At 64.0% G+C, this 18,928-nt stretch carries 17 protein-coding genes; 4 read left to right on the top strand and 13 right to left on the bottom strand.

From position 1 onward, the window contains the following. Positions 1-80: 80 nt before the first annotated feature. The 5 genes from ACIQH5_RS20020 to ACIQH5_RS20000 are packed head-to-tail and all read right to left on the bottom strand — an operon-like array spanning position 81 to position 6,048. Complete coding sequence (locus ACIQH5_RS20020; protein WP_400406852.1) at positions 81-1,532, bottom strand: aldehyde dehydrogenase (NADP(+)); 1,452 nt, start codon at positions 1,530-1,532, stop codon at positions 81-83. Continuing rightward, complete coding sequence (locus tag ACIQH5_RS20015) at positions 1,513-2,706, bottom strand: mandelate racemase/muconate lactonizing enzyme family protein (protein ID WP_400406850.1); 1,194 nt, start codon at positions 2,704-2,706, stop codon at positions 1,513-1,515. The genes ACIQH5_RS20020 and ACIQH5_RS20015 overlap by 20 nt, the downstream gene beginning before the upstream one ends. Beyond that, a complete protein-coding gene (locus ACIQH5_RS20010; RefSeq protein ID WP_400406847.1) occupies positions 2,706-3,611 on the bottom strand; it encodes a 5-dehydro-4-deoxyglucarate dehydratase in 906 nt (301 codons plus the stop codon). Before ACIQH5_RS20010 ends, ACIQH5_RS20015 begins: the two co-directional genes overlap by 1 nt. Then, positions 3,608-4,606: an NAD-dependent epimerase/dehydratase family protein gene (locus ACIQH5_RS20005; protein ID WP_400406845.1), complete on the bottom strand. Its 999-nt coding sequence runs from the start codon at positions 4,604-4,606 to the stop codon at positions 3,608-3,610. The genes ACIQH5_RS20010 and ACIQH5_RS20005 overlap by 4 nt, the downstream gene beginning before the upstream one ends. Before the next feature lie 29 nt (positions 4,607-4,635). Continuing rightward, positions 4,636-6,048 (bottom strand): Gfo/Idh/MocA family protein, encoded by a 1,413-nt coding sequence (locus ACIQH5_RS20000; RefSeq protein ID WP_400406843.1) that lies wholly within the window; start codon positions 6,046-6,048, stop codon positions 4,636-4,638. A gap of 181 nt (positions 6,049-6,229) precedes the next feature. Between ACIQH5_RS20000 and ACIQH5_RS19995 the strand changes: the two genes are divergently transcribed. Then, positions 6,230-7,261, top strand: coding sequence for a LacI family DNA-binding transcriptional regulator (locus ACIQH5_RS19995; RefSeq protein WP_400406841.1), 1,032 nt, complete (start codon positions 6,230-6,232; stop codon positions 7,259-7,261). A gap of 41 nt (positions 7,262-7,302) precedes the next feature. On the opposite strand, the gene ACIQH5_RS19990 is transcribed toward ACIQH5_RS19995, so the two are convergent. Continuing rightward, entirely contained in the window at positions 7,303-8,001 is a 699-nt protein-coding gene (locus tag ACIQH5_RS19990) for a FadR/GntR family transcriptional regulator (RefSeq protein WP_400406839.1), read from the bottom strand. Between the two features lie 90 nt (positions 8,002-8,091). Here ACIQH5_RS19990 and ACIQH5_RS19985 point away from each other — a divergent pair, with 90 nt between their 5' ends. Continuing rightward, positions 8,092-9,438, top strand: coding sequence for an alpha-hydroxy-acid oxidizing protein (locus ACIQH5_RS19985; RefSeq protein WP_400406837.1), 1,347 nt, complete (start codon positions 8,092-8,094; stop codon positions 9,436-9,438). A 94-nt stretch (positions 9,439-9,532) separates the two neighbouring features. Here ACIQH5_RS19985 and gdhA read toward each other — a convergent pair whose 3' ends face one another. The 3 genes from gdhA to ACIQH5_RS19970 all read right to left on the bottom strand — a co-directional run bounded on the left by gdhA (position 9,533) and on the right by ACIQH5_RS19970 (position 12,963). After that, positions 9,533-10,870, bottom strand: a complete 1,338-nt coding sequence (gdhA, locus tag ACIQH5_RS19980; RefSeq protein ID WP_400406834.1) for an NADP-specific glutamate dehydrogenase — start codon at positions 10,868-10,870, stop codon at positions 9,533-9,535. A 207-nt stretch (positions 10,871-11,077) separates the two neighbouring features. Continuing rightward, on the bottom strand, positions 11,078-11,635 hold the full coding sequence (locus tag ACIQH5_RS19975) for an ArsR/SmtB family transcription factor (protein WP_400406831.1): 558 nt from the start codon (positions 11,633-11,635) through the stop codon (positions 11,078-11,080). Between the two features lie 101 nt (positions 11,636-11,736). Next, positions 11,737-12,963, bottom strand: a complete 1,227-nt coding sequence (locus ACIQH5_RS19970) for an acetoin utilization protein AcuC (RefSeq protein ID WP_400406829.1) — start codon at positions 12,961-12,963, stop codon at positions 11,737-11,739. Positions 12,964-13,065: 102 nt separating this feature from the next. Between ACIQH5_RS19970 and ACIQH5_RS19965 the strand changes: the two genes are divergently transcribed. Further along, a complete protein-coding gene (locus ACIQH5_RS19965; RefSeq protein ID WP_400406826.1) occupies positions 13,066-14,499 on the top strand; it encodes a TrkH family potassium uptake protein in 1,434 nt (477 codons plus the stop codon). Beyond that, positions 14,492-15,178 (top strand): TrkA family potassium uptake protein, encoded by a 687-nt coding sequence (locus ACIQH5_RS19960; RefSeq protein WP_043456825.1) that lies wholly within the window; start codon positions 14,492-14,494, stop codon positions 15,176-15,178. Before ACIQH5_RS19965 ends, ACIQH5_RS19960 begins: the two co-directional genes overlap by 8 nt. Positions 15,179-15,247: 69 nt before the next feature. Here the strand turns inward: ACIQH5_RS19960 and proC are convergent, their stop codons facing one another. The 4 genes from proC to ACIQH5_RS19940 form a co-directional block, all read right to left on the bottom strand. Beyond that, positions 15,248-16,078 carry a pyrroline-5-carboxylate reductase gene (gene proC / locus ACIQH5_RS19955; protein WP_400406823.1) on the bottom strand — a complete coding sequence of 277 codons (831 nt, stop codon included), beginning with the start codon at positions 16,076-16,078 and terminating at the stop codon, positions 15,248-15,250. A gap of 335 nt (positions 16,079-16,413) precedes the next feature. Continuing rightward, positions 16,414-17,247: a sugar phosphate isomerase/epimerase gene (locus ACIQH5_RS19950; protein WP_105693287.1), complete on the bottom strand. Its 834-nt coding sequence runs from the start codon at positions 17,245-17,247 to the stop codon at positions 16,414-16,416. 1 nt (position 17,248) lies between these two features. Continuing rightward, positions 17,249-18,373, bottom strand: coding sequence for a Ppx/GppA phosphatase family protein (locus tag ACIQH5_RS19945; RefSeq protein WP_400406819.1), 1,125 nt, complete (start codon positions 18,371-18,373; stop codon positions 17,249-17,251). 89 nt (positions 18,374-18,462) lie between these two features. Then, on the bottom strand, positions 18,463-18,897 hold the full coding sequence (locus ACIQH5_RS19940) for an SseB family protein (RefSeq protein ID WP_141281152.1): 435 nt from the start codon (positions 18,895-18,897) through the stop codon (positions 18,463-18,465). Positions 18,898-18,928 lie beyond the last annotated feature (31 nt).

Raw genomic sequence — 18,928 nt, 5'->3', positions numbered from 1 at the left:
GGTAGCAGTTCAGGTCGTTCTGAGGGCTCAGAACGACGCGAACTGCTACTCAGTTGGGTGCGGGTGGTGCGGTGGGTGGGTTAGCTGAGCGTCAGCACGCCGTCCACGCGCCGGGGGATGCCCAGCGGGTTTGCGTCGTGCAAGGCCGGGTGCAGGACCGTCTCCGGAGCGTCCTGGTAAGCCACCGGACGCTGGAAACGGCGCACGGCAGTAGCGCCGACGGAAGTGAACAGGGACGTCGTGGCCGGGTACGGGCCACCATGCTGCTGCGCCCAGTTCACGGCCACACCCGTGGGCCAGCCGTCGAAGAGGACCCGGCCGGCGAGGCCGCTGAGCTGCTCCACCAGGGCGGAAACATCCTCGCCAGGCTGTGCGTGCACCGTGCCCGTGAGGCTGCCCGGGACCTTCGCCAAGGCTGCGGACAGTTCGTCCTGGTTGGCGTATTCGATGAGCAGCGTGGTGGGGCCGAAGCACTCCTCCAGCAGCTCTTCGGGGCGTTCCAGCACGTTGGCGGCGCTGGTGGAGAACACCACGGGCGCGGCGCCGTCCGCCAGGCTGTTCTGCTGCACAGTGCCACTGACGACGGCGACACCCGGCTGGTCTGCGACGTTACGGAGTCCGTCCGGGTAGGCCTCGGCGATCCGTTCGGTGAGCATGGCAGCGGTGGGCTTGTCCTTGCTGGCCTCGGCCAGGTGGGAGGCGAAGTCAGTACCGGCCGGGATGAAGACGAGTCCGGGCTTGGTGCAGAACTGTCCGGCGCCCATGGTGAACGAACCCGCCAGGCCTGCGGCGAGCTGCTGGCCACGTTCGGCCACGGCATCGGCCGTGATCACCACCGGGTTCAGGCTTCCCAGCTCGCCGTAGAACGGGATGGGCTCGGGACGGGAGTTTGCGAGATCGAACAACGCCCGCCCGCCCGGGATGGAGCCGGTGAAGCCGACGGCCTTGATGGCGGGGTCCTGAACCAGTGCGGTGCCTGCCTCGCGGCCGCTGACCAGGGCGAAGATCCCTTCGGGGGCGCCGGCCTTGGCAAGCGCTTCGGCAACGATCTCGGCGGTCCGCTCAGAGAGCCGGATATGTCCCGAGTGAGCTTTGACGATCACCGGGCAGCCCACGGCCAGAGCGGACGCAGTGTCGCCGCCTGCCACGGAGAAAGCGAACGGGAAGTTCGACGCCGAGAACACCGCTACCGGGCCGATCGGACGCAGGATGCGGCGCAGGTCAGGCTTGGGCGGAGTGGACGTCGGGTCAGCGTGGTCGATGACGGCCTCAAGGTAGGAGCCCTCCGTGATCACGTTGGCGAAAAGGCGCAACTGTCCGCTGGTCCTCGCCACTTCCCCTGTGAGCCGGACGGTGCCAAGGCTCGTTTCGGAATCGGCGATGGCCACCAGTTCAGTGACGTTGGCGTCCAGGGCATCGGCGACGGCGTTCAGCCAGGCGGCGCGCTCGGCGTCGGACGCTGCTGCAGTAGCCTTTGCGGCTTCCGTGGCTGCGGCGGTGATGGCTGTCAGGTCAAGAGTTGCTGTACTCAATGCGGTTTCCTTTACTCTCAGGGACGGCGCTCTCAGGGACGGCGGTCTCAGGGGCAGCGCCCTCGGTTGCGGGCTGGATTGCGGGCTGGGTCGGCTTTCCGCTGAAGTCGAAGCCCAGCCCAGCACGGCCTGTGCTGCTGAGCCGGCTTCTGCCAGTGCTGTTACTGATCCGGACCGGGGAGGGGCCGGCCAAGATGCCGAGCTGCTCGAAGGAGGCGTCTTCCACATCCTCCACGCTCACGGCGTCGGCGAGGGTGAGAGCCAGCTGCCCGGAGAGTTCCGGGAGCAGGTGCGGTGCCACCCTGATGCTGTTGGCGCGGGCCAGCTCAACGATCCTACGGAACGGGGTTATGCCGCCCACCCGGACGATGTTGGGCTGGATGATGTCCACGGCTTCTGCTTCGATGAAGTCGCGGAAGCGGTAGATGGTGTGGACGTTCTCGCCCAGGGCAATGGGCACCGGGGACTGCTTGCGCAGGCGCCGGTAGGCCCAGAGGTCGTCGGCGCGGATCGGTTCTTCCAACCACTCCAGTCCGTACTCCCCCAACACTTCCAAGGCACGGAACGTATGGGCGAGGTCCCACCGCTGGTTGGCGTCGATCATGAGCAGCCGGTCCGGGCCGATCACGGCCCTGACGGCCGCGACGCGCTCGGCGTCTTCCCGGAGCTCGGGTTTGCCCACCTTGATCTTCACCGCGTTGTGTCCCGCAGCCACCCATCGCTGGGCTTGCTCCACGAGCTGCTCCAACGTGTAGTGCAGGTTGACGCCGGAGCCATACACCTCCACGGACTCGTGGCGTTGGCCCAGGAGTCCCGTGACGGACGTGCCCGCCTGCCTGGCCTTCAAGTCCCAGAGGGCAAGGTCAACTCCGGCCATCGCGATGGTGGTCAGCCCTCCCCCGCCGGCCTCGTGCAGCCGTTTCCAGAGCTTGTCCCACACGATCTCAGGATTGGCTTCCAGCCCGGCCACAAAAGGCGCAATATCGTAGTCCAGCAGGGCTTTGACCGCCTGGGGACCAATGGTTGGTGTCCAGGAGAAACCGTGGCCGGTACCGCCGTCGTCCGTGGTCAGTTCAGTGACGATCACATGATTCTCAGGCGCCTCCGCACCCCAGCTGCGCAGCAGCGGCACCGTGATCAGCCGGGTGGTGAGGCCCGTGATGCGGGCGGGCATCAGCTGCCGGCCAGCTCGTGGCCCTTGGCCAGGATGGACTTGAGCTCCAACAGTTGTTCCTCGTTGGGGTCAACCAGCGGCGGCCGGACCGGGCCCACAGGCAATCCGGCGAGCCGAAGACCGGCCTTGATGAGGGAGACGCCAAAGCCCGGAGTCTGGTCGCGGAGACGAACCAACGGCGCGTAGAAACCTTCAAGCAGGGCGTGGCGGCGCTCTTCGTCGCCTGACACGTAGGCGTCGTAGTAGGCCTTGGCGATTTCGGGGGCCATGGCGAACGCAGCCGAAGAGTACAGCGGGATGCCGAGGCCGCGGTAGGCGCCTTGGGTCAGTTCTGCCGTGAGGAGGCCGTTGAAGAGTGCGAAGTCCGTGCGGCCGCTCGCATTGATGGCCGAGACGATTTCCTGGGCCAGGCCGACGTCGCCGATTCCGTCTTTGAAACCAACCACCTTCGGGTTGGCGGTGAGGCGGGTGATTGCCTCCGCGGTGAACTTGGCGGTTCCGCGGTGGTACACGATCACCGGCAGGCTGCTCGCTGCGGCGATGGCTTCCACGTAGGCCACCACACCGTCGGTGGGCCCGGTGACCAGGTAAGGCGGGAGCACCAGAAGGGCATCCGCGCCGGCTTCCTCGGCCACCTTGGCGGCGGCAATGGCGTGACCCAAGGGTCCGCCTGCGCCGGAAACAACCGGCACGGCTCCTGCAACAGCCTCGACGGCGGCGGTCACCACGGTGCGGATCTCCTCCAGGGAGAGCGCATGGAATTCACCGGTGCCGCAGGCGGGGAACACGCCACCCGGGCCGAACGGCAGTCGCGAGGTGATGTGCTCCTTGAGCAGGGCCACATCTACCGTGCCGTCTTCAGCAAAGGGGGTGACGGGGAAGAACAGTACGCCGTCGAAGTTCATGGTGTCTCCTTGGTTGCTCCCGCCGGGACCAGGCCGGCGGGGGTCTCGTCATTGAGTGCTGCTTGTTCGCTTGATGCTGTGTCTACGCCCTCGAAAGGCGGCGTAAGTTCGGTTCGCCAGGTGCGCTTCGGCTCCCAGCCGAGGAGCTCACGGGCTTTGTCGATGGAGAACGCCGGGCTGGTGCCCGTCAGGTGTCCGGTGAGGGGTCCGCTGCCGGGCAGGAACTGCGGGAACAATTCCGCCAACGGTGCGGCAGCCAAGGCATCCTTCGCACCTACAAAGAACACCTCGCCGTTGGGGATGGAATCCATCTTCTCCAGCAGCACGTCCAGGAAATCAGCAACGTCCCGGGCGTCCACGTAGTTGAACAACGCCGGCGCGGAAAGTGCCGGATCCTGCAGCCGCTCACGGACCGTGTGCCCTTGCTGCGTCAGGGCCCCTTCCCACTCCTCCGGTGAAATCACGTAGCAGGGACGGAACGCTGCGTACCTGATCTTGTTGCCCTGCGCTGAAGCGAACATCTGCACGGTCTGCTCGGCGATCAACTTGGACAACGCATAGGCGTTCCACGGCTTGGGCGGCGTCTGCTCGTCCAGAGGGAACGACGGCGGCAGCCACCCGGCCGGTGAGCCATAGCCCAGGGCGGTGGGGCTGCTTGCCGTCACGATCTTCGGTACACCGGCGTCGGTGGCCGCACTGACCACCGCAAAGGCGAGCCGGGTGTTCGTGCTGAAGATGACATCCTCAGGCGCGCTGAAAGGTACGGCAATAGCAGCGAGGTGGATGACGGCGTCGGGCGCTGTCTCCCGGATGAGCCGCTCCGCCTCCCCCGGTGCCAGGAGATCCGCGGTGTATTGCTCAGCTCCGGCCGGCAAAAGCTCCTCGGGGATGGCATCCCGGTCAACCGAAGTCACCTTGTGCCCTGCCTCGGCGAGTCCGGCCACCACGCTGCGGCCCAACCGACCGGAACCGCCGGTGACAAAAATCCTGCTCATGGTCTTTTCCTTGCTCGGGTAGTGGACGGTCAGGCCTGGCCGCGGCTGAGGTCTGCGCCGAGGCCAAGTTCGCTGATCCGGACGGGAAGATCGGTGTCCAGGGACTTGTTGCCGGCGATGCCCACCGACACCGAGCGCAGGCCGTCGATGTAGCCGGACGGACGGCCCAACGGATCAACGCCCGGGCCGTTGAAGAGGTCCGAAAGGAGCAGGTTGTCGCCGCCACCATGGCCCCCTTCGCCGTTGATAATGGGCACCTCGTAGGCAGCTTCCCAGTGACGCTGGACCACCAGGCGTTCGCCGTTCCGGCGCACGGCGTCCTCTTCCTCGATGGGCGTCGCGCTCGGGTCCACCACGGTCTTCTTGTCGGTGCTGGATTCGACGGCGGCGCGCTCCACCACTTCGAGTTCAGCCCGGCCTTCGGTGCCGTTGACGGTGACGCGGTAACCTTCCCACGGGCTGTGGGCGTTCAGGGAGTAGCTCAGAGTCGGTCCGCCCTGGTAATCCACCACCAGTGCGAGGTTGTCCTCGATGGTGATGCCCTCGGTGAAAACGTCCTGATCACGGATGTAGCCGTCGAACTTCTCGTTGTCGTAGTACAGGGCCTTGAGGCGCTCGTCCTCACGCATGTCCAGGCGGAACGGATCGTGTTCGAGGCCATCCACGGTGCCGCGCTCCGGACGGGCACCCAAGCCACGCTCTGCAGCGTTCTTGTCGCCGTAGAAGCGAAGGCCACCGGAGGCGAACACGCGCTCCGGAACATCGTTGATCCACCAGTTGACCAGGTCGAAGTGGTGCGAAGCCTTGTGGATGAGCAGGCCGCCGGAGTTCTTCTTTTCGCGGTGCCAGCGGCGGAAGTAGTCAGCGCCGTGCACGGTATCCAGCACCCAGCTGAAGTCGATGGACGTGACCTTTCCGATCACGCCATTCTGGATGACTTCCTTGAGCGCGCTGTTGCGCGGCGAGTAGCGGTAGTTGAACGTGACCACTACGTTGCGGCCGGTCTTCGCCACGGCTTCGGTGATACGGCGGCAACCGTCAACGTCGATGGTCAGCGGCTTTTCAACCACGACGTCGGCACCCGCCTCAAGCGCTTCGACGATGTAGTCCGCGTGGGTGTAGTCGGGCGTGGTGACAATGACGCGCTCGATGCCGTTGGACTGGATAAAGCTGGTGAGTTCGCCTGGTGCAAAAGAAGCCACCGGCTCTGTTCCGCCGAGTTCCTTGATCAAGTCCTGGTAGAAGTCCACGCGGCCTTTGTTGACGTCCGACAACGCAATAAGTTCCGCGACGTCCGAGTGCTGGCCGTAGATGGCCCGAATGTACATTTCCGAGCGGCCGCCTGTTCCGATCAGGGCGATGCGGGTCCGCTGGGAGGCTTGGGGCTGGATGGTCGTTTCGGCAGATTCGGTCTGGGTCTCGGCTGAGTCGACATTGACCATATTGGATGCCCCTTTCAGAAAGGCAAGAGTGAACCGCTTGACGGCCCGGCTTCGTATGGGAAGAATCATGAGAAAGCGTTTTCTCAGAGCGTTATAAGCTTTGTATCAAGACTCAGGTGGTCACGTCAACCACTGCTCCAACGACGGAGCACGCGGGAGGCGAGCAATGGGAAGGGGCCACATGGCACGCAGGAACACCAACAGGCGCGTTGGGATTGCCGATGTCGCAGAGAAGGCGGGCGTCTCGCACGCCACCGTTTCACGCGTCATGAACGGTAATGCCGCCGTGGATCCCGGCATTGCGGCGAGGGTTCGAGCCGCCGCAGTTGAGTTGAAGTACCAGCCCAATCCGGTGGGGCGCAGCCTCGCGCTCGGCAAGACAGACACCATCGGGATCGTGGTCCCGGACCTCGCAAACCCCACCTTCCAGGCAATCCTCCGCGGGCTCAGCATTGCTGCCGCCCAGGACGGGTACCGCGTCCTCATTGCGGACTCCTCGGAAGTGACCAGCGAGGAATCCATCCTTGCCGGCGAGGCACGCCGCCGCTGCGATGGCGTGGTGCTCTGCGCTCCCCGCATGAGCGATGCCGAGCTGGAGGAGCTGGCGCCAACCCTGCATCCGCTGGTGCTGATCAACCGCACCACCATTGCCACCAACACTCCCAGCCTGAGCGTGGACTACGGGCAGGGCATCCAGGAACTGGCACAGCACTTGGTGACTTTGGGCCACCGCCGCCTGGCCTTCCTCTCCGGCCCGGAACACAGCGCCTCGAATCGCCAGCGACTGGTGGGCTTGGATCAATTCCGGGCCGAACACCCGGAGATCGAGCTGCAAATGCTCCACGGCGGTTCCAACTTCGACTCCGGCCACGAATCCACTGAGGCCATCATCTCCAGTGGCGCCACCGGGATCCTCGCATTTAACGACCTCGTGGCCATGGGACTGCTCAGCGGCCTGCACGAGCGTGGCGTCCGCGTTCCGGAGGACATCTCCGTAACCGGCTTTGACGACATCCCGTTCGCCAAATACACCACTCCCCCGTTGACCACGGCGGCGGTGCCCATCAATGAACTCGGAAGCCTGGCTTGGCGGAGAATGCGGGAACAGATTCAGCAGGCCGGCGAAACAGCCACCCAGGCGCAGGACGAGTTCTCGCCCAGGGTGGAGATCCGCAAGAGCACGGCGGCACCCGCCCTCACTCCCGCCAGTTGACAGTTAATGCCAATGTTCCGCGCCGGCATTGGCATTAAGTGTTACTTCGGCGAAGGCTGGGAGCCCACTCCGGCCTCCGTGTAGAAGCCCTGGATGTGCGCGGCCACAAGCTCAGCTGCCTTGCCGCCGTCGTGGTTATTCACGGCGGTGAGGATGGCGCGATGTTCGGACCGAAGCCTGGCGCACGTCGTGTCCCAATCAGGCAGATTACCCGTCAACTCGCCAGCATAGTTCTCGATTGCGCCCCTCAGCGAGGCCATCATGGCACTGACCACCGAGTTGCCTGCCGCCTGCGCGAGCGCCACGTGGAACCGGGCATCAAGGGGCAGGAAAGTGTCGATATCCGCCGCCGCATCCATCTGGTCCAGGAGCTCGGCAGCTTCCTCCAGCTCCGGCACGCCCACTTTGGCCCGCTCCGCCGCCCAGGATTCAAGCAGCACGCGGGTCTCCACAATGTCCGCCACCGGAAGGTGACGGGTGGCTACATGCAGCCTGAGGGTTGAACCCAGCGCGGACCCAGGCTCGGCGATGACCACCGTCCCCGCATCCTTGCCCGAGCCCACCCCGGCACGGACCACGCCCATTGCCTCAAGGATCCTGACGGCTTCACGGACGGAGGTCCGGGAAACCTGCAACTGCTCGGCCATGGCGCGCTCACCCGGCAGCCGTCCGCCCAGGGCGAGGTCTCCGTCAGACAACTGCTTCTCGATCCATTGCAGGACCAACTCGTGGGTACGCATACCGGAATACTAGTTGATGTGGTCCAACCACATGGATTACAGTGTGGTTAGACCACAGTGGTAGGACCACAGAATTCAAGGGAGAACCGCATGACCGACACCCTCGACCCCAAGATCACGGCCGCGCCCGCCAATACCGGCAGCGACGAAACCGTGACCCGCCCCGCTCAGCCGGGATCCGCCGTCGGGCAGCGATCTGCCCCGCAGCCACCGGCGCTCAAGCGCCGCGTACCCAAGGTGGCAGACCTGGCGCCGCTGATGCAGTTCAAGAAGCCCGAATTCAGCAAAACAGCGCGGCTCAAGCGCGCCAGCACCATCTGGGAACTGCGCGACATTGCCAAGCGCCGCACCCCGCAGGCACCGTTCGACTACACCGATGGTGCGGCCGAAGAAGAGATCACCCTGCGCCGTGCGCGCCAGGCTTTCCAGGACATCGAGTTCCGCCCCGGCATCCTGCGCGACGTCTCCACCATCGATCTCCGCACCGATATCCTCGGCAAGGAGTCACGACTGCCATTCGGCATCGCACCCACCGGCTTCACCCGCATGATGCAGTCCGAAGGCGAATACGCCGGCTCCCAGGCAGCCGAGGCCGCAGGCATTCCGTACACCCTGTCCACCATGGGCACCGCATCAATCGAAGACGTGGCCACCGCTGCCCCGAACGGCCGCAACTGGTTCCAGCTGTACCTCTGGACGGACCGCGCCCGCTCCCTCGAACTGATCGAGCGGGCCGCCAAGGCCGGCAACGACACCCTCATGGTCACCGTGGACACGGCAGTAGCCGGGGCCCGCCTCCGCGATGTCCGCAACGGCATGACCATCCCGCCGGCACTGACACTGAAGACCGTGCTGGACGCGTCATATCGCCCCGCATGGTGGTTCAACTTCCTGACCCACGAGCCCCTGACGTTCGCATCGCTCTCGCGCTACACCGGCACCGTGGCCGATCTCATCAACTCCATGTTCGACCCCACCCTCACCTACGAGGACCTGGACTGGCTGCGCGAAACCTGGAAGGGCAAGCTCGTGGTCAAGGGCATCCAGACCGTTGAGGACGCCCGCAAGGTAGTGGACCATGGCGCCGACGGCATCATCCTGTCCAACCATGGCGGCCGCCAACTTGACCGCGCCCCCATTCCGTTCCACCTGCTGCCGGAGGTTACTGCGGCACTCAAGGCGGACAACAGCAAGGCCGCCGTCATGCTGGACACGGGAATCATGAGCGGTGCCGACATCGTGGCAGCCCTTGCCCTGGGCGCCGACTTCGCACTGATTGGCCGCGCCTACCTCTACGGCCTGATGGCCGGCGGACGCGAGGGTGTGGACCGCACCATCCAGATCCTGGAGAAGGACATGACCCGGACCATGGCCCTCCTCGGTGTGAGCAAGGTGGCGGACCTGAACCCGGACCACGTGCGGCTGCTCCAGCGCTAACCGCACCCAAGTAAGTAGCAGATCAGGTCGTTCTGAGCGCTGAGAACGACCTGATCTGCTACCCAGTTGGGCAAGAGTGCTAGATGCAAGGATGCTAGATGAGGCCCTGGGCCAGCATGGCGTCGGCAACCTTGACGAACCCGCCGATGTTGGCGCCCACCACGTAGTTTCCGGGCGCACCGTATTCCTCGGCAGTTTCGGCGCAGCGATCATGGATGCCCACCATGATCTCGGTGAGGCGCTGTTCGGTGTGCTCGAAGGACCATGAATCACGGCTGGCGTTCTGCTGCATTTCCAGCGCAGAGGTAGCAACACCGCCGGCGTTGGCTGCCTTACCCGGGCCAAACAGGATCCCGGCTTCCTGGAAGACCGAGACAGCCGAGCGGGTGGACGGCATATTGGCGCCCTCAGCCACCGCGATCAGACCGTTGCTGACCAACTTCGCGGCAGCATCGCCGTCGAGCTCGTTCTGCGTGGCGCAAGGCAAGGCAACGGTGCCGTTGACGTCCCACACTGAACCGCCCGAAACATGGCTCGCTCCCGGCCGCCGGGCAGCGTATTCAGTGAGTCGCCCGCGCTCCACTTCCTTGATCTGGCTCAGCAGCGCGACGTCGATCCCCGCCTCGTCCACGATGTAACCGGCGGAGTCCGAACAAGCCACCACGGTGGCACCGAGGGCCTGAGCCTTGGCGATCGCATGGATGGCAACGTTGCCCGAGCCCGACACCACAACGCGCTGCCCGTCGAAGGACTGCCCGCGTGTTTTGAGCATCTCCTGGGCGAAGATGACAGTGCCGTAGCCGGTGGCCTCGGGACGAACCAAGGAGCCGCCCCATGAGATGCCCTTGCCCGTGAGGACGCCGGATTCGTAGCGGTTGGTGATGCGCTTGTACTGGCCGAAGAGGTAACCAATCTCGCGGCCACCCACGCCAATGTCACCGGCCGGGACGTCGGTGTATTCGCCGATGTGGCGGTACAGCTCAGTCATGAAGGACTGGCAGAACCGCATGATTTCGGCATCCGAGCGTCCGCGGGGATCGAAGTCCGAGCCACCCTTGCCGCCACCGATGGGCATGCCGGTCAGCGCATTCTTGAAGATCTGCTCGAAGCCGAGGAACTTCACGATTCCCAGATACACCGAGGGGTGGAAGCGGAGCCCGCCCTTGTACGGGCCGAGCGCAGAGTTGAACTCCACCCTGAAGCCGCGGTTGACGTGGACGCGGCCGGCGTCATCGGTCCAAGGGACGCGGAAGATGATCTGGCGCTCGGGTTCGCAGAGGCGTTCAAGAACGGCGCCTTCGAGGAATTCAGGATGACGATCGTGCACAGGGCCGAGGCTTTCGAAGACCTCGGTAACGGCTTGGTGGAATTCCTTCTCCCCCGGGTTCCGCGCCAACACAGTGTCGCGGACAGCTTCCAGCCTTGAATCCATGCGTCTTCCTATCCTCAGTGCGCCGGCCAGCGGCGAGACGATCAGTCCCGCTCATGGTTGCACCGAGGGAGGTGGGATCTCCATCCGAGGACAATGTGACCCACATCGCGGAGTTAACACAACTGTAGAAAATCGTTGAAAACTCAAGGAAACAAGAGATTAACAAAAACTCACAATGTGATAAGGATCACGTTAAGTCGGGTACGACTATCGCTTACGGCCGAACTTCGGAAGGTTAGGCAGGTTCGGAAGATTCGCCAGAAGATCAGCGGCCTTAGTGGCAGCGCGGCCGACGGTGCGGCCAATCTGCTGGGGCACAGTATCGTCCGAGGCCGGATCCAAGGAGACCGGGGTTCCGCTCGCGTGGACCTTCACAGCCTGGCCAACGGCGTCCGCGCGGGTGGCAGGGACCTCCGGAGCCGGAACAACAGCTGCGGCTGGCTGCACGGCGGCAGGCTCTGCGGGGCGCACCTCAGAAGGCACGACGACGGCGGGAGCCGGGGTGCCGACGTCGAACGTTTCCAGCCAGCTGGCTACGCCGGCCAGAGGCTTGGGATTGAGCGCGTAGAAGCGCTTCTGGCCCTGGGCACGCATGCTGACGAGATCCGCCTCACGGAGCACCTTCAAGTGCTTGGAGATAGTGGGCTGGCTCGCAGCCAGTTCTTCCACCAGTTCGCCTACAGCTTTATCCCCAGAGCGGAGGGAGACCAGGATGTCGCGCCTGGTTGCCTCAGCTATGACGGCAAATACGTCGTCAGTCACCATGCCTCCCACCCTAGCGACATATACGCCAATTGGCATCCCTGTTTCGTGGCGCTACAGGCACCCCAACCAGACCGGCAACGCTTAGTCGAACCAGGGGACGCTTAGTCGAACCAAGGATCCAGGCCGTAAAGGGGGAAGATCTCCTTGCGCGTGGCAATAACGGTCCGGTCAACCTCGTCCGCGGGATCGTAGCCGACCTCCCAGGAACGCCACCAGACGTCCACGTCATCACCCATGGACTCCGGCGCCCACACCCCGTAGGTTTCCTTCACATACGTCCGCCACGCTTCAGGCACCGGCGTGCGGAGCGGCACCGGGCGCTGCGTCACCATCCCGATCAGGTGGCTCCAAGCCCGCGGTACAACACCGGTGACGTCGTAGCCGCCCCCGCCGGTAGCGATCCAGCGGTTGTCGCAGTAGCGGGCGGCAAGTCCGGCGACGGCGGAGGCCGCCTCACGCTGCCCGTCAACGCTGAGGTTCAGGTGGGTCAGGGGATCGTCACGGTGGGAATCGCACCCATGTTGGCTGACGATGACTTCGGGTTGGAACGCGCCAACAAGCTGCGGGACCACCGCATGGAATGCCCGCAACCAGGCCGCGTCCCCCGTGTACGCAGGGAGTGCGACGTTGACCGCAGTTCCGGGGGCGTTCGGGCCGCCGGTTTCGTTGGCAAAGCCGGTCCCTGGGAAAAGGGTGAGGCCCGTTTCGTGCAGGCTGATGGTCATGACGCGGGGGTCGTTCCAGAAAATACTCTGCGTACCGTCACCGTGGTGCGCATCGACGTCGATACTCACCACCCGTTGCACGCCGCCGTCGAGCAGCCGCTGGATGGCCAGCGCGACGTCGTTATAGACACAAAAACCGCTGGCCCGCTCACGCGCGGCATGGTGCATCCCGCCGCTGAAGTTCACAGCGCGGACGGCCTGGCCGCTCAGGATGGTCTCAGCCGCCACGAGGGAACCGCCTGCGAGGCGGGCACTGGCCTCGTGCATGCCGGCGAATGCGGGATCGTCTTCTGTTCCCAGTCCGCGGTCCTCCTCCGGCGCGGAAGGATCAGCACTGACCCGGCGAACAGCCTCCACGTATTCGGGGCTATGGACGGAAAAAAGTTCGACGTCGGTGGCCACCGTGGGCGCCTGGACGGCCACATGGTTGTGGTCAAAGAGGCCAAGGGCTTGGGCAAGCCGCGCTGTCAGTTCAAGCCGTTGCGGCGCCATGGGATGACCCGGGCCAAAGTTGTAGGCAGTCATGGCTGGATCCCACACCACCGTCGTTGGCAGTGCGGACCGCGTAATGCTGGAAGCTGTAGTTCCAAGCCGTGAGTTCATCCAGAACAGGCTACCTGAGCCCCGAGCAGCCTTCCGCCCGGTTACGCCGCGGGAATAGTGGTTTACTACTCAGGAAAGCTTGTTCAACCGAGGAAGAGCGCCATGTCTCAAAGCCAGTCGCGGTCCACGAGCCCGACCAACTGGCAACCCAACCAGCAGGAGCGGGAAGGTCTGTGGATCTTCACGCGCGTGCGCGACTTCATCGACAACATTGCCAACACCTCACCCGCGCGTTTGGCGTTGACCGTCTTTGCCGTGGTGATCCTGGTTTTCACCGGGTTGCTGTCCCTGCCCGCCGCTTCCGCGGCAGGCACCGTCACACCCCTGCACCAATCCATGTTTACGGCGGTCTCCGCAGTCTGCGTCACCGGGCTGACAGTGGTTTCAACGGCCACCCACTGGACGTTCTTTGGCCAGCTGGTCATCCTGATAGGCATCTTCGTTGGTGGCCTCGGCACCCTGACGTTGGCCTCCCTGCTTGCCCTTATGGTCAGCAAACGGCTGGGCGTGCGCGGCAAGCTCATCGCCCAGGAAGCCATGAACAATGCGGGCAGGCTTGGCGAGGTGGGTACCCTGCTCCGGATCGTGATCGTGACCTCGGTGGTCATTGAGGCGGCGCTGGCGCTGGCGCTCATTCCGCGCTTCATCATGCTCGGCGAAGACTTCTGGCAATCCGTGTGGCACGGGGTCTTTTATTCGATTTCCGCGTTCAACAACGCCGGATTCACGCCGCATTCGGATGGCATCGTCCCCTACGAAACCGATCTTTGGATCCTTATTCCGCTGATGTTGGGCGTCTTCCTCGGCAGCCTCGGATTCCCTGTGGTGATGGTGCTTCAGCAGAACGGGCTCAACTGGAAAAAGTGGAACCTCCACACCAAGCTCACCATCCAGGTCTCCTTCATCCTGCTCGCGGCAGGCACGGTCCTGTGGGGCTTGATGGAATGGGACAACCTACGGACCATCGGCCACATGGACGTGGGCGACAAGGTGATCCATTCACTGTTCGCCTCCGTCATGACCCGCTCGGGCGGCTTCAACCTGGTGGATCAAAACCACATGGAGTCCACCACCATGCTCCTCACCGATGCCCTCATGTTTGCCGGCGGCGGCTCGGCGTCCACGGCCGGTGGTATCAAGGTGACAACCATCGCCGTCATGTTCCTGGCCATCATGGCTGAAGCCCGCGGCGACGCCGACGTGAAGGTTTACGGACGCACCATTCCCCAAGGCACCATGCGCGTGGCCATCTCAGTGATCGTCGCCGGAGCCACCCTGGTGTCAGTGGCGGCCTTCCTGTTGCTCTCCATCAGCGGCGCCTCACTGGACCGGGTGCTCTTCGAATCCATTTCCGCCTTCGCCACCGTTGGACTGAGCACCAACCTCAGTGCCGAGCTGCCGCCGTCGGGCGTTTATGTCCTGACCGCTTTGATGTTCGCCGGCCGCGTGGGCACCGTAACCCTGGCGGCCGGATTGGCGCTGCGCCAACGCAGCCAGCTGTACCACTACCCGGAAGAGAGGCCAATCATTGGCTAGTAGCACAGGGGCAGCCAACCGCCCCGCCCATAATTCACCAGTACTGGTCATTGGCCTCGGCCGGTTCGGGTCCGCCACCGCTGAGCAACTGGTCAAGCAGGGCCGTGAAGTCCTGGCCATCGAGCGCGACCGCACCCTCGTCCAGAAGTGGGCGCCTGTGCTCACTCACGTGGTGGAAGCAGATGCCACCAACATTGATGCGCTGCGCCAGCTGGGTGCCCAGGAATTCAGCTCGGCGGTAGTGGGCGTTGGTACGTCCATCGAGTCCTCAGTGCTCATTACCGTGAACCTGGTGGACCTGGGTATTCAACATCTCTGGGTCAAGGCCATCACGCCCTCGCACGGCAAGATCCTCACCCGGATTGGAGCCAATCACGTCATCTACCCGGAGGCTGACGCCGGTGTCCGCGCCGCCCACCTGGTGTCCGGGCGAATGCTGGACTTCATCGAGTTCGACGACGACTACGCGATCGTCAAAATGTACCCGCCCAAGGAAACGGTGGGCTTCACGCTGGAAGAATCCAAGGTCCGATCGAAGTATGGAGTGACCATTGTGGGCGTGAAAACCCCGGGCGAGGACTTCACATATGCCCGGCCGGAAACCAAGGTGTCCGGCCACGACATGTTGATCGTGTCCGGACACGTGGACTTGCTGGAGCGCTTCGCAGCACGGCCGTAATCCCTCTCGAGTTTTTGTACAGATAACGCCCCTAAGAGCGGCTCTTAGGGGCGTTATCTGTACATAAACTTAGCTGAGCTGTTGGGTGATTTCTGCTGCGCGGGCTGCTGCCGCACGCGCACCGTCGGCAATGATCTTGGGGATGCCGCCGTCGTCGAAAGCCGCGATGGCCCGCTCGGTAGTTCCGTTGGGGCTGGTGACGGCGATGCGAAGGGCCGAGGGGTCCGCCCCGGGTTCGGCCAGCATGAAACCGGCGCCGGCAACGGTTTCGCGGGCAAGCATCACGGACAGCTCTTGGTCCAGGCCAAGCTCGACGCCGGCCGCAGCCATGGCTTCTGCGAGGTAGAACGCGTAGGCCGGACCGGAGCCGCTGATGGCCGAGAGCGCATCAACCTGCTCTTCAGGGATCTCCACCACCGTGCCCGCGCCGGCCAATGCTTTCTTGGCCCTTTCGAGCTGCTCCGGCGTGCAATGAGTACCCGGGGAGACGGAGATGACGCCGCGGCCCAGGCGTGCCGGCGTGTTGGGCATGGTGCGGATCACCGGCTGCCCGTCCGGCAGCGCCGCTTCAAGCTGTGCGATGGACACCGCCGCTGCGACGCTGACAACAATCGTGTCCTTCGCCAACGCGGGGCTGATCTCCCGGGCCAGGTCCAGGATGCCCACCGGCTTGACGCCAAGGATGACCATTCCCGAGCCTTTGGTGGCCAGCTTGTTGTTGTCCGGCTCTTCCTCGCCGGCAATGGCCATGACCCCATGGCGTTGGGCCAGTTCATCGGCGCGTTCTGCACGGCGGACGGTAGCGACGATGTCCGAGGGGTCCGTCCCGGCGGCAACAAGACCGCCCAGGATTGCCTCGTTCATGGATCCACAGCCAAGGAATGCGATTCGGTTGCTCATGGCTCCATCATTGCAGTTGGCCGTGGACGGGGTCTAACGGATTTCAGATTCCCAGCTTGCTCCCAAGGTTATTGCAGGCAGCACTCATTCTTGGTCCGTAACTTAGTAGTTACCTCATTGAGGGTGCGAGTGATGAAGGCGGGCATGGGGATGTCCGCCAGCAGCACCGGTGGCCGGGCGGGTTTTCCCCCATTTCCCGATTCGGCCGCCGGTGCTTTCGCTTTTTAAGCGCTATTGGCAGCGCAAAATCCCGCGCTTGTTGGCCGGGCCCGCCGTTGAAGGGCGGGCCAAACCAATAAGCACGGGACTGGTGGGCGCTGGCTGTCTACGCTGCCCTAGTTATCCACGCTGCGCAGCGACGGGACGCTGAGGTGCTGCCTGGCGAAGCGCAGGGTCTCCGCCAGCATTTCCTCGCGCTCCCCCGCTACTTTCGCCTTGCGGGTTGAAATCTCGGCCACTACTACGCCGTCGAAACCGGTGGCGGCCAAGTGCTGCAAGGCATCGGCGCACTGTTGCGTTCCGGTACCGGGCACCAGGTGTTCGTCCTTGCCGGAGCCCGAACCATCAGTGAGATGGACGTGCCGGAGCTTGCTACCGAGCGCCTTGATGGCTTCCAAACTGTTGGCCCCGGCAGTTGCGGCGTGCGAGAAGTCCCACGTGACGTCGTCGTAATCCTGGCCCAACGGGTCCCAGTGCGGCAGGTAGGCCACCGCCTCGCGCCCACGCACCCGCCATGGGTACATGTTTTCCACGGCGATGCGCACCCGGTACCTCGCGGCGATCTCACGAACGCCTTCCACGAAGTTCTCCGCGTAATTGGACTGCCAGCGGAATGGCGGGTGAACCACCACCGTGTCACATCCGACGTCCGCGGCCATTTGGCAGGACTTCTCAATCTTGTTCCACGCCGTGCCCCACACCTGCTGCGTCAACAGCAAGGTAGGAGCATGGATGGAGACGATCTCCTGGTGGTAACGGTGGCTTAGCTGGATCAGGGCATCGGGGTTCTGGCTCACCGCGTTGTTGGTGACCATCACCTCAACGCCCTCATAACCCAGGTCCTGCGCCACCGCGAAGGCGTCATGGACGCTCAGGGGGTACACAGACGCGCTGGACAGCGCCACGGGAATTTGGCGGTCATTCACTTCAGGTTCGACGTCGTTGCTCATCTCAGGAGGCCAGCCCGCCTGCCACAGGGGCTGGGACCGGTGTTGGGGACGGTGTGTTGACAGGGACCGGGAACTCTGTGAACCCCGGGTGGGGTTCTTCATCTTTATCGGGAGCCTTGCCGGCTTCCTTAGCTGCCTTTTTCTTGGACTTGTCCTTCTTGCGCTTCCCCACGTGGGGCGCCGGGTCCAGTGCTTCCTCAAAGACCAATTGGTCCAGGCGGCGCAGGATCAAGCCTTCGCGGAGAGCCCAGGGACAAATCTCCATCTTGGGGAATTCGAAGAGTTCCAGCGCCGCTTCAGCAACCAGGGCCCCCGCCAGCAATTGGCGGGCACGGGCATCGGAGACACCGGGTAGGTACAGCCGGTCTTCCACGGTCATGGCCGAAATACGCTGTGCCCACAGCCCCAGATCCGCTGCATGGAGCTCGCGCTTCACGTACGGCCCGGCAGCGCTGGGGGCCGCACCGGCGATGCGCGCCAAGGAGCGGAACGTCTTGGACGTTCCCGCCACCAGATTCGCCCGGCCCAGATCGTGGAAGTCCCGGACCACTGGCTTCAGCGTGGACCGGATATACCGGCGCAGCTCCTTCACGCTCTTGGCGCTGGGCGGATCGTCGTGGAGCCAATCCCGGGTCAAACGGCTGGCCCCCAACGGAACGGACGTGGCGTACTCAGGAAGTTCATCCGTTCCGTACGCCATTTCAAAGGAGCCGCCGCCGATGTCGAGGTCGAGGATAGGACCGGCGCCCCATCCGTACCAACGGCGTACGGCAAAGAAGGTCATGGAGGCTTCTTCGCTGCCCGTGAGTTCCTGGAGGGTCACCGTGGTTTCGTGCTTGACCCGAGCCAGAACTTCTGCTCCATTGGTGGCTTCGCGAATGGCCGAGGTACAGAACGCCAGGAGGTCCTCTGCCTTGTGGCTGGCCGCAAACTCCCAGGCTTCCAGGACGAACTCGATGAGCTCGTGCTGGCCGGCATCGTTGATGTTGCCATCGCCGTCGAGGTACTGCACCAGTGAAAGCGGGCGCTTGTGGGAAGCAAAAGCTACCGGGCGCGCGCCGGGGTGAGCGTCCACCAGCAGTAGGTGGACGGTGTTGGACCCGATGTCGAGAACGCCAAGACGCATTCTGCCATTATTCACCGATTCGAAGCCTGCGAAGCAACTTGGCGGCGACGTTTCGCTGACGGATTGGTTGCCGACAGCTTGGGCGGGCCCTATTCGGCCGGCTCCCCGGCTTCGTCGGCGCGCTTGAAGTCGCGGCGAATGTTCGCAATGCCCTCGGGATCGATTTCGAAGCCGAATTCGCTTCCGGGGTTGATGACCATGCCCAGCTCATCGCCGATGTTGCCGAGGATCGCTGACCCCATGGTTCCCAGAACGTGCGGGGCTGCTTCGAGGAAGCGCTCATCAACGCGGCTCGGGTGGCTGAACACGGCAAGAACGGGCTGTCCGTCCGCATTGGAGAGCACCAGGGGCTCTACTGAGGAGTCCGGGCCGTCCACGGCTTCCGAGCTGACGAGGTAGACCTCGTTGTTCAGGAAAGCGAGGATAACGTCCACCGGGTTTGCGTCCGGCTGTTCGGCCGAGGCGAGCTTGGCCTCGAGGTCGTTCAAGGGTTCGTTGTCCGGTGAAACCGTCTGTTCAGTCATGGTTCTACTCGACCACGATGGCGGCCGGGAC

It is taken from the genome of Paenarthrobacter sp. NPDC091711 (genome assembly GCF_044756605.1).
Classification (GTDB): domain Bacteria; phylum Actinomycetota; class Actinomycetes; order Actinomycetales; family Micrococcaceae; genus Arthrobacter.
Note: the sequence above shows the minus strand (reverse complement) of the source record. Positions and strands in the feature narration are given on the sequence as shown.

Bases quoted from the DNA above. Each gene is read 5' to 3' on its own strand.
- ACIQH5_RS20015 (WP_400406850.1), bottom strand. From the start codon at position 2,706: ATGCCCGCCCGCATCACGGGCCTCACCACCCGGCTGATCACGGTGCCG.
- ACIQH5_RS20010 (WP_400406847.1), bottom strand. From the start codon at position 3,611: ATGAACTTCGACGGCGTACTGTTCTTCCCCGTCACCCCCTTTGCTGAA.
- ACIQH5_RS20005 (WP_400406845.1), bottom strand. From the start codon at position 4,606: ATGAGCAGGATTTTTGTCACCGGCGGTTCCGGTCGGTTGGGCCGCAGC.
- ACIQH5_RS20000 (WP_400406843.1), bottom strand. From the start codon at position 6,048: ATGGTCAATGTCGACTCAGCCGAGACCCAGACCGAATCTGCCGAAACG.
- ACIQH5_RS19995 (WP_400406841.1), top strand. From the start codon at position 6,230: ATGGCACGCAGGAACACCAACAGGCGCGTTGGGATTGCCGATGTCGCA.
- ACIQH5_RS19990 (WP_400406839.1), bottom strand. From the start codon at position 8,001: ATGCGTACCCACGAGTTGGTCCTGCAATGGATCGAGAAGCAGTTGTCT.
- ACIQH5_RS19985 (WP_400406837.1), top strand. From the start codon at position 8,092: ATGACCGACACCCTCGACCCCAAGATCACGGCCGCGCCCGCCAATACC.
- gdhA (WP_400406834.1), bottom strand. From the start codon at position 10,870: ATGGATTCAAGGCTGGAAGCTGTCCGCGACACTGTGTTGGCGCGGAAC.
- ACIQH5_RS19975 (WP_400406831.1), bottom strand. From the start codon at position 11,635: ATGGTGACTGACGACGTATTTGCCGTCATAGCTGAGGCAACCAGGCGC.
- ACIQH5_RS19970 (WP_400406829.1), bottom strand. From the start codon at position 12,963: ATGAACTCACGGCTTGGAACTACAGCTTCCAGCATTACGCGGTCCGCA.
- ACIQH5_RS19965 (WP_400406826.1), top strand. From the start codon at position 13,066: ATGTCTCAAAGCCAGTCGCGGTCCACGAGCCCGACCAACTGGCAACCC.
- proC (WP_400406823.1), bottom strand. From the start codon at position 16,078: ATGAGCAACCGAATCGCATTCCTTGGCTGTGGATCCATGAACGAGGCA.
- ACIQH5_RS19950 (WP_105693287.1), bottom strand. From the start codon at position 17,247: ATGAGCAACGACGTCGAACCTGAAGTGAATGACCGCCAAATTCCCGTG.
- ACIQH5_RS19945 (WP_400406819.1), bottom strand. From the start codon at position 18,373: ATGCGTCTTGGCGTTCTCGACATCGGGTCCAACACCGTCCACCTACTG.
- ACIQH5_RS19940 (WP_141281152.1), bottom strand. From the start codon at position 18,897: ATGACTGAACAGACGGTTTCACCGGACAACGAACCCTTGAACGACCTC.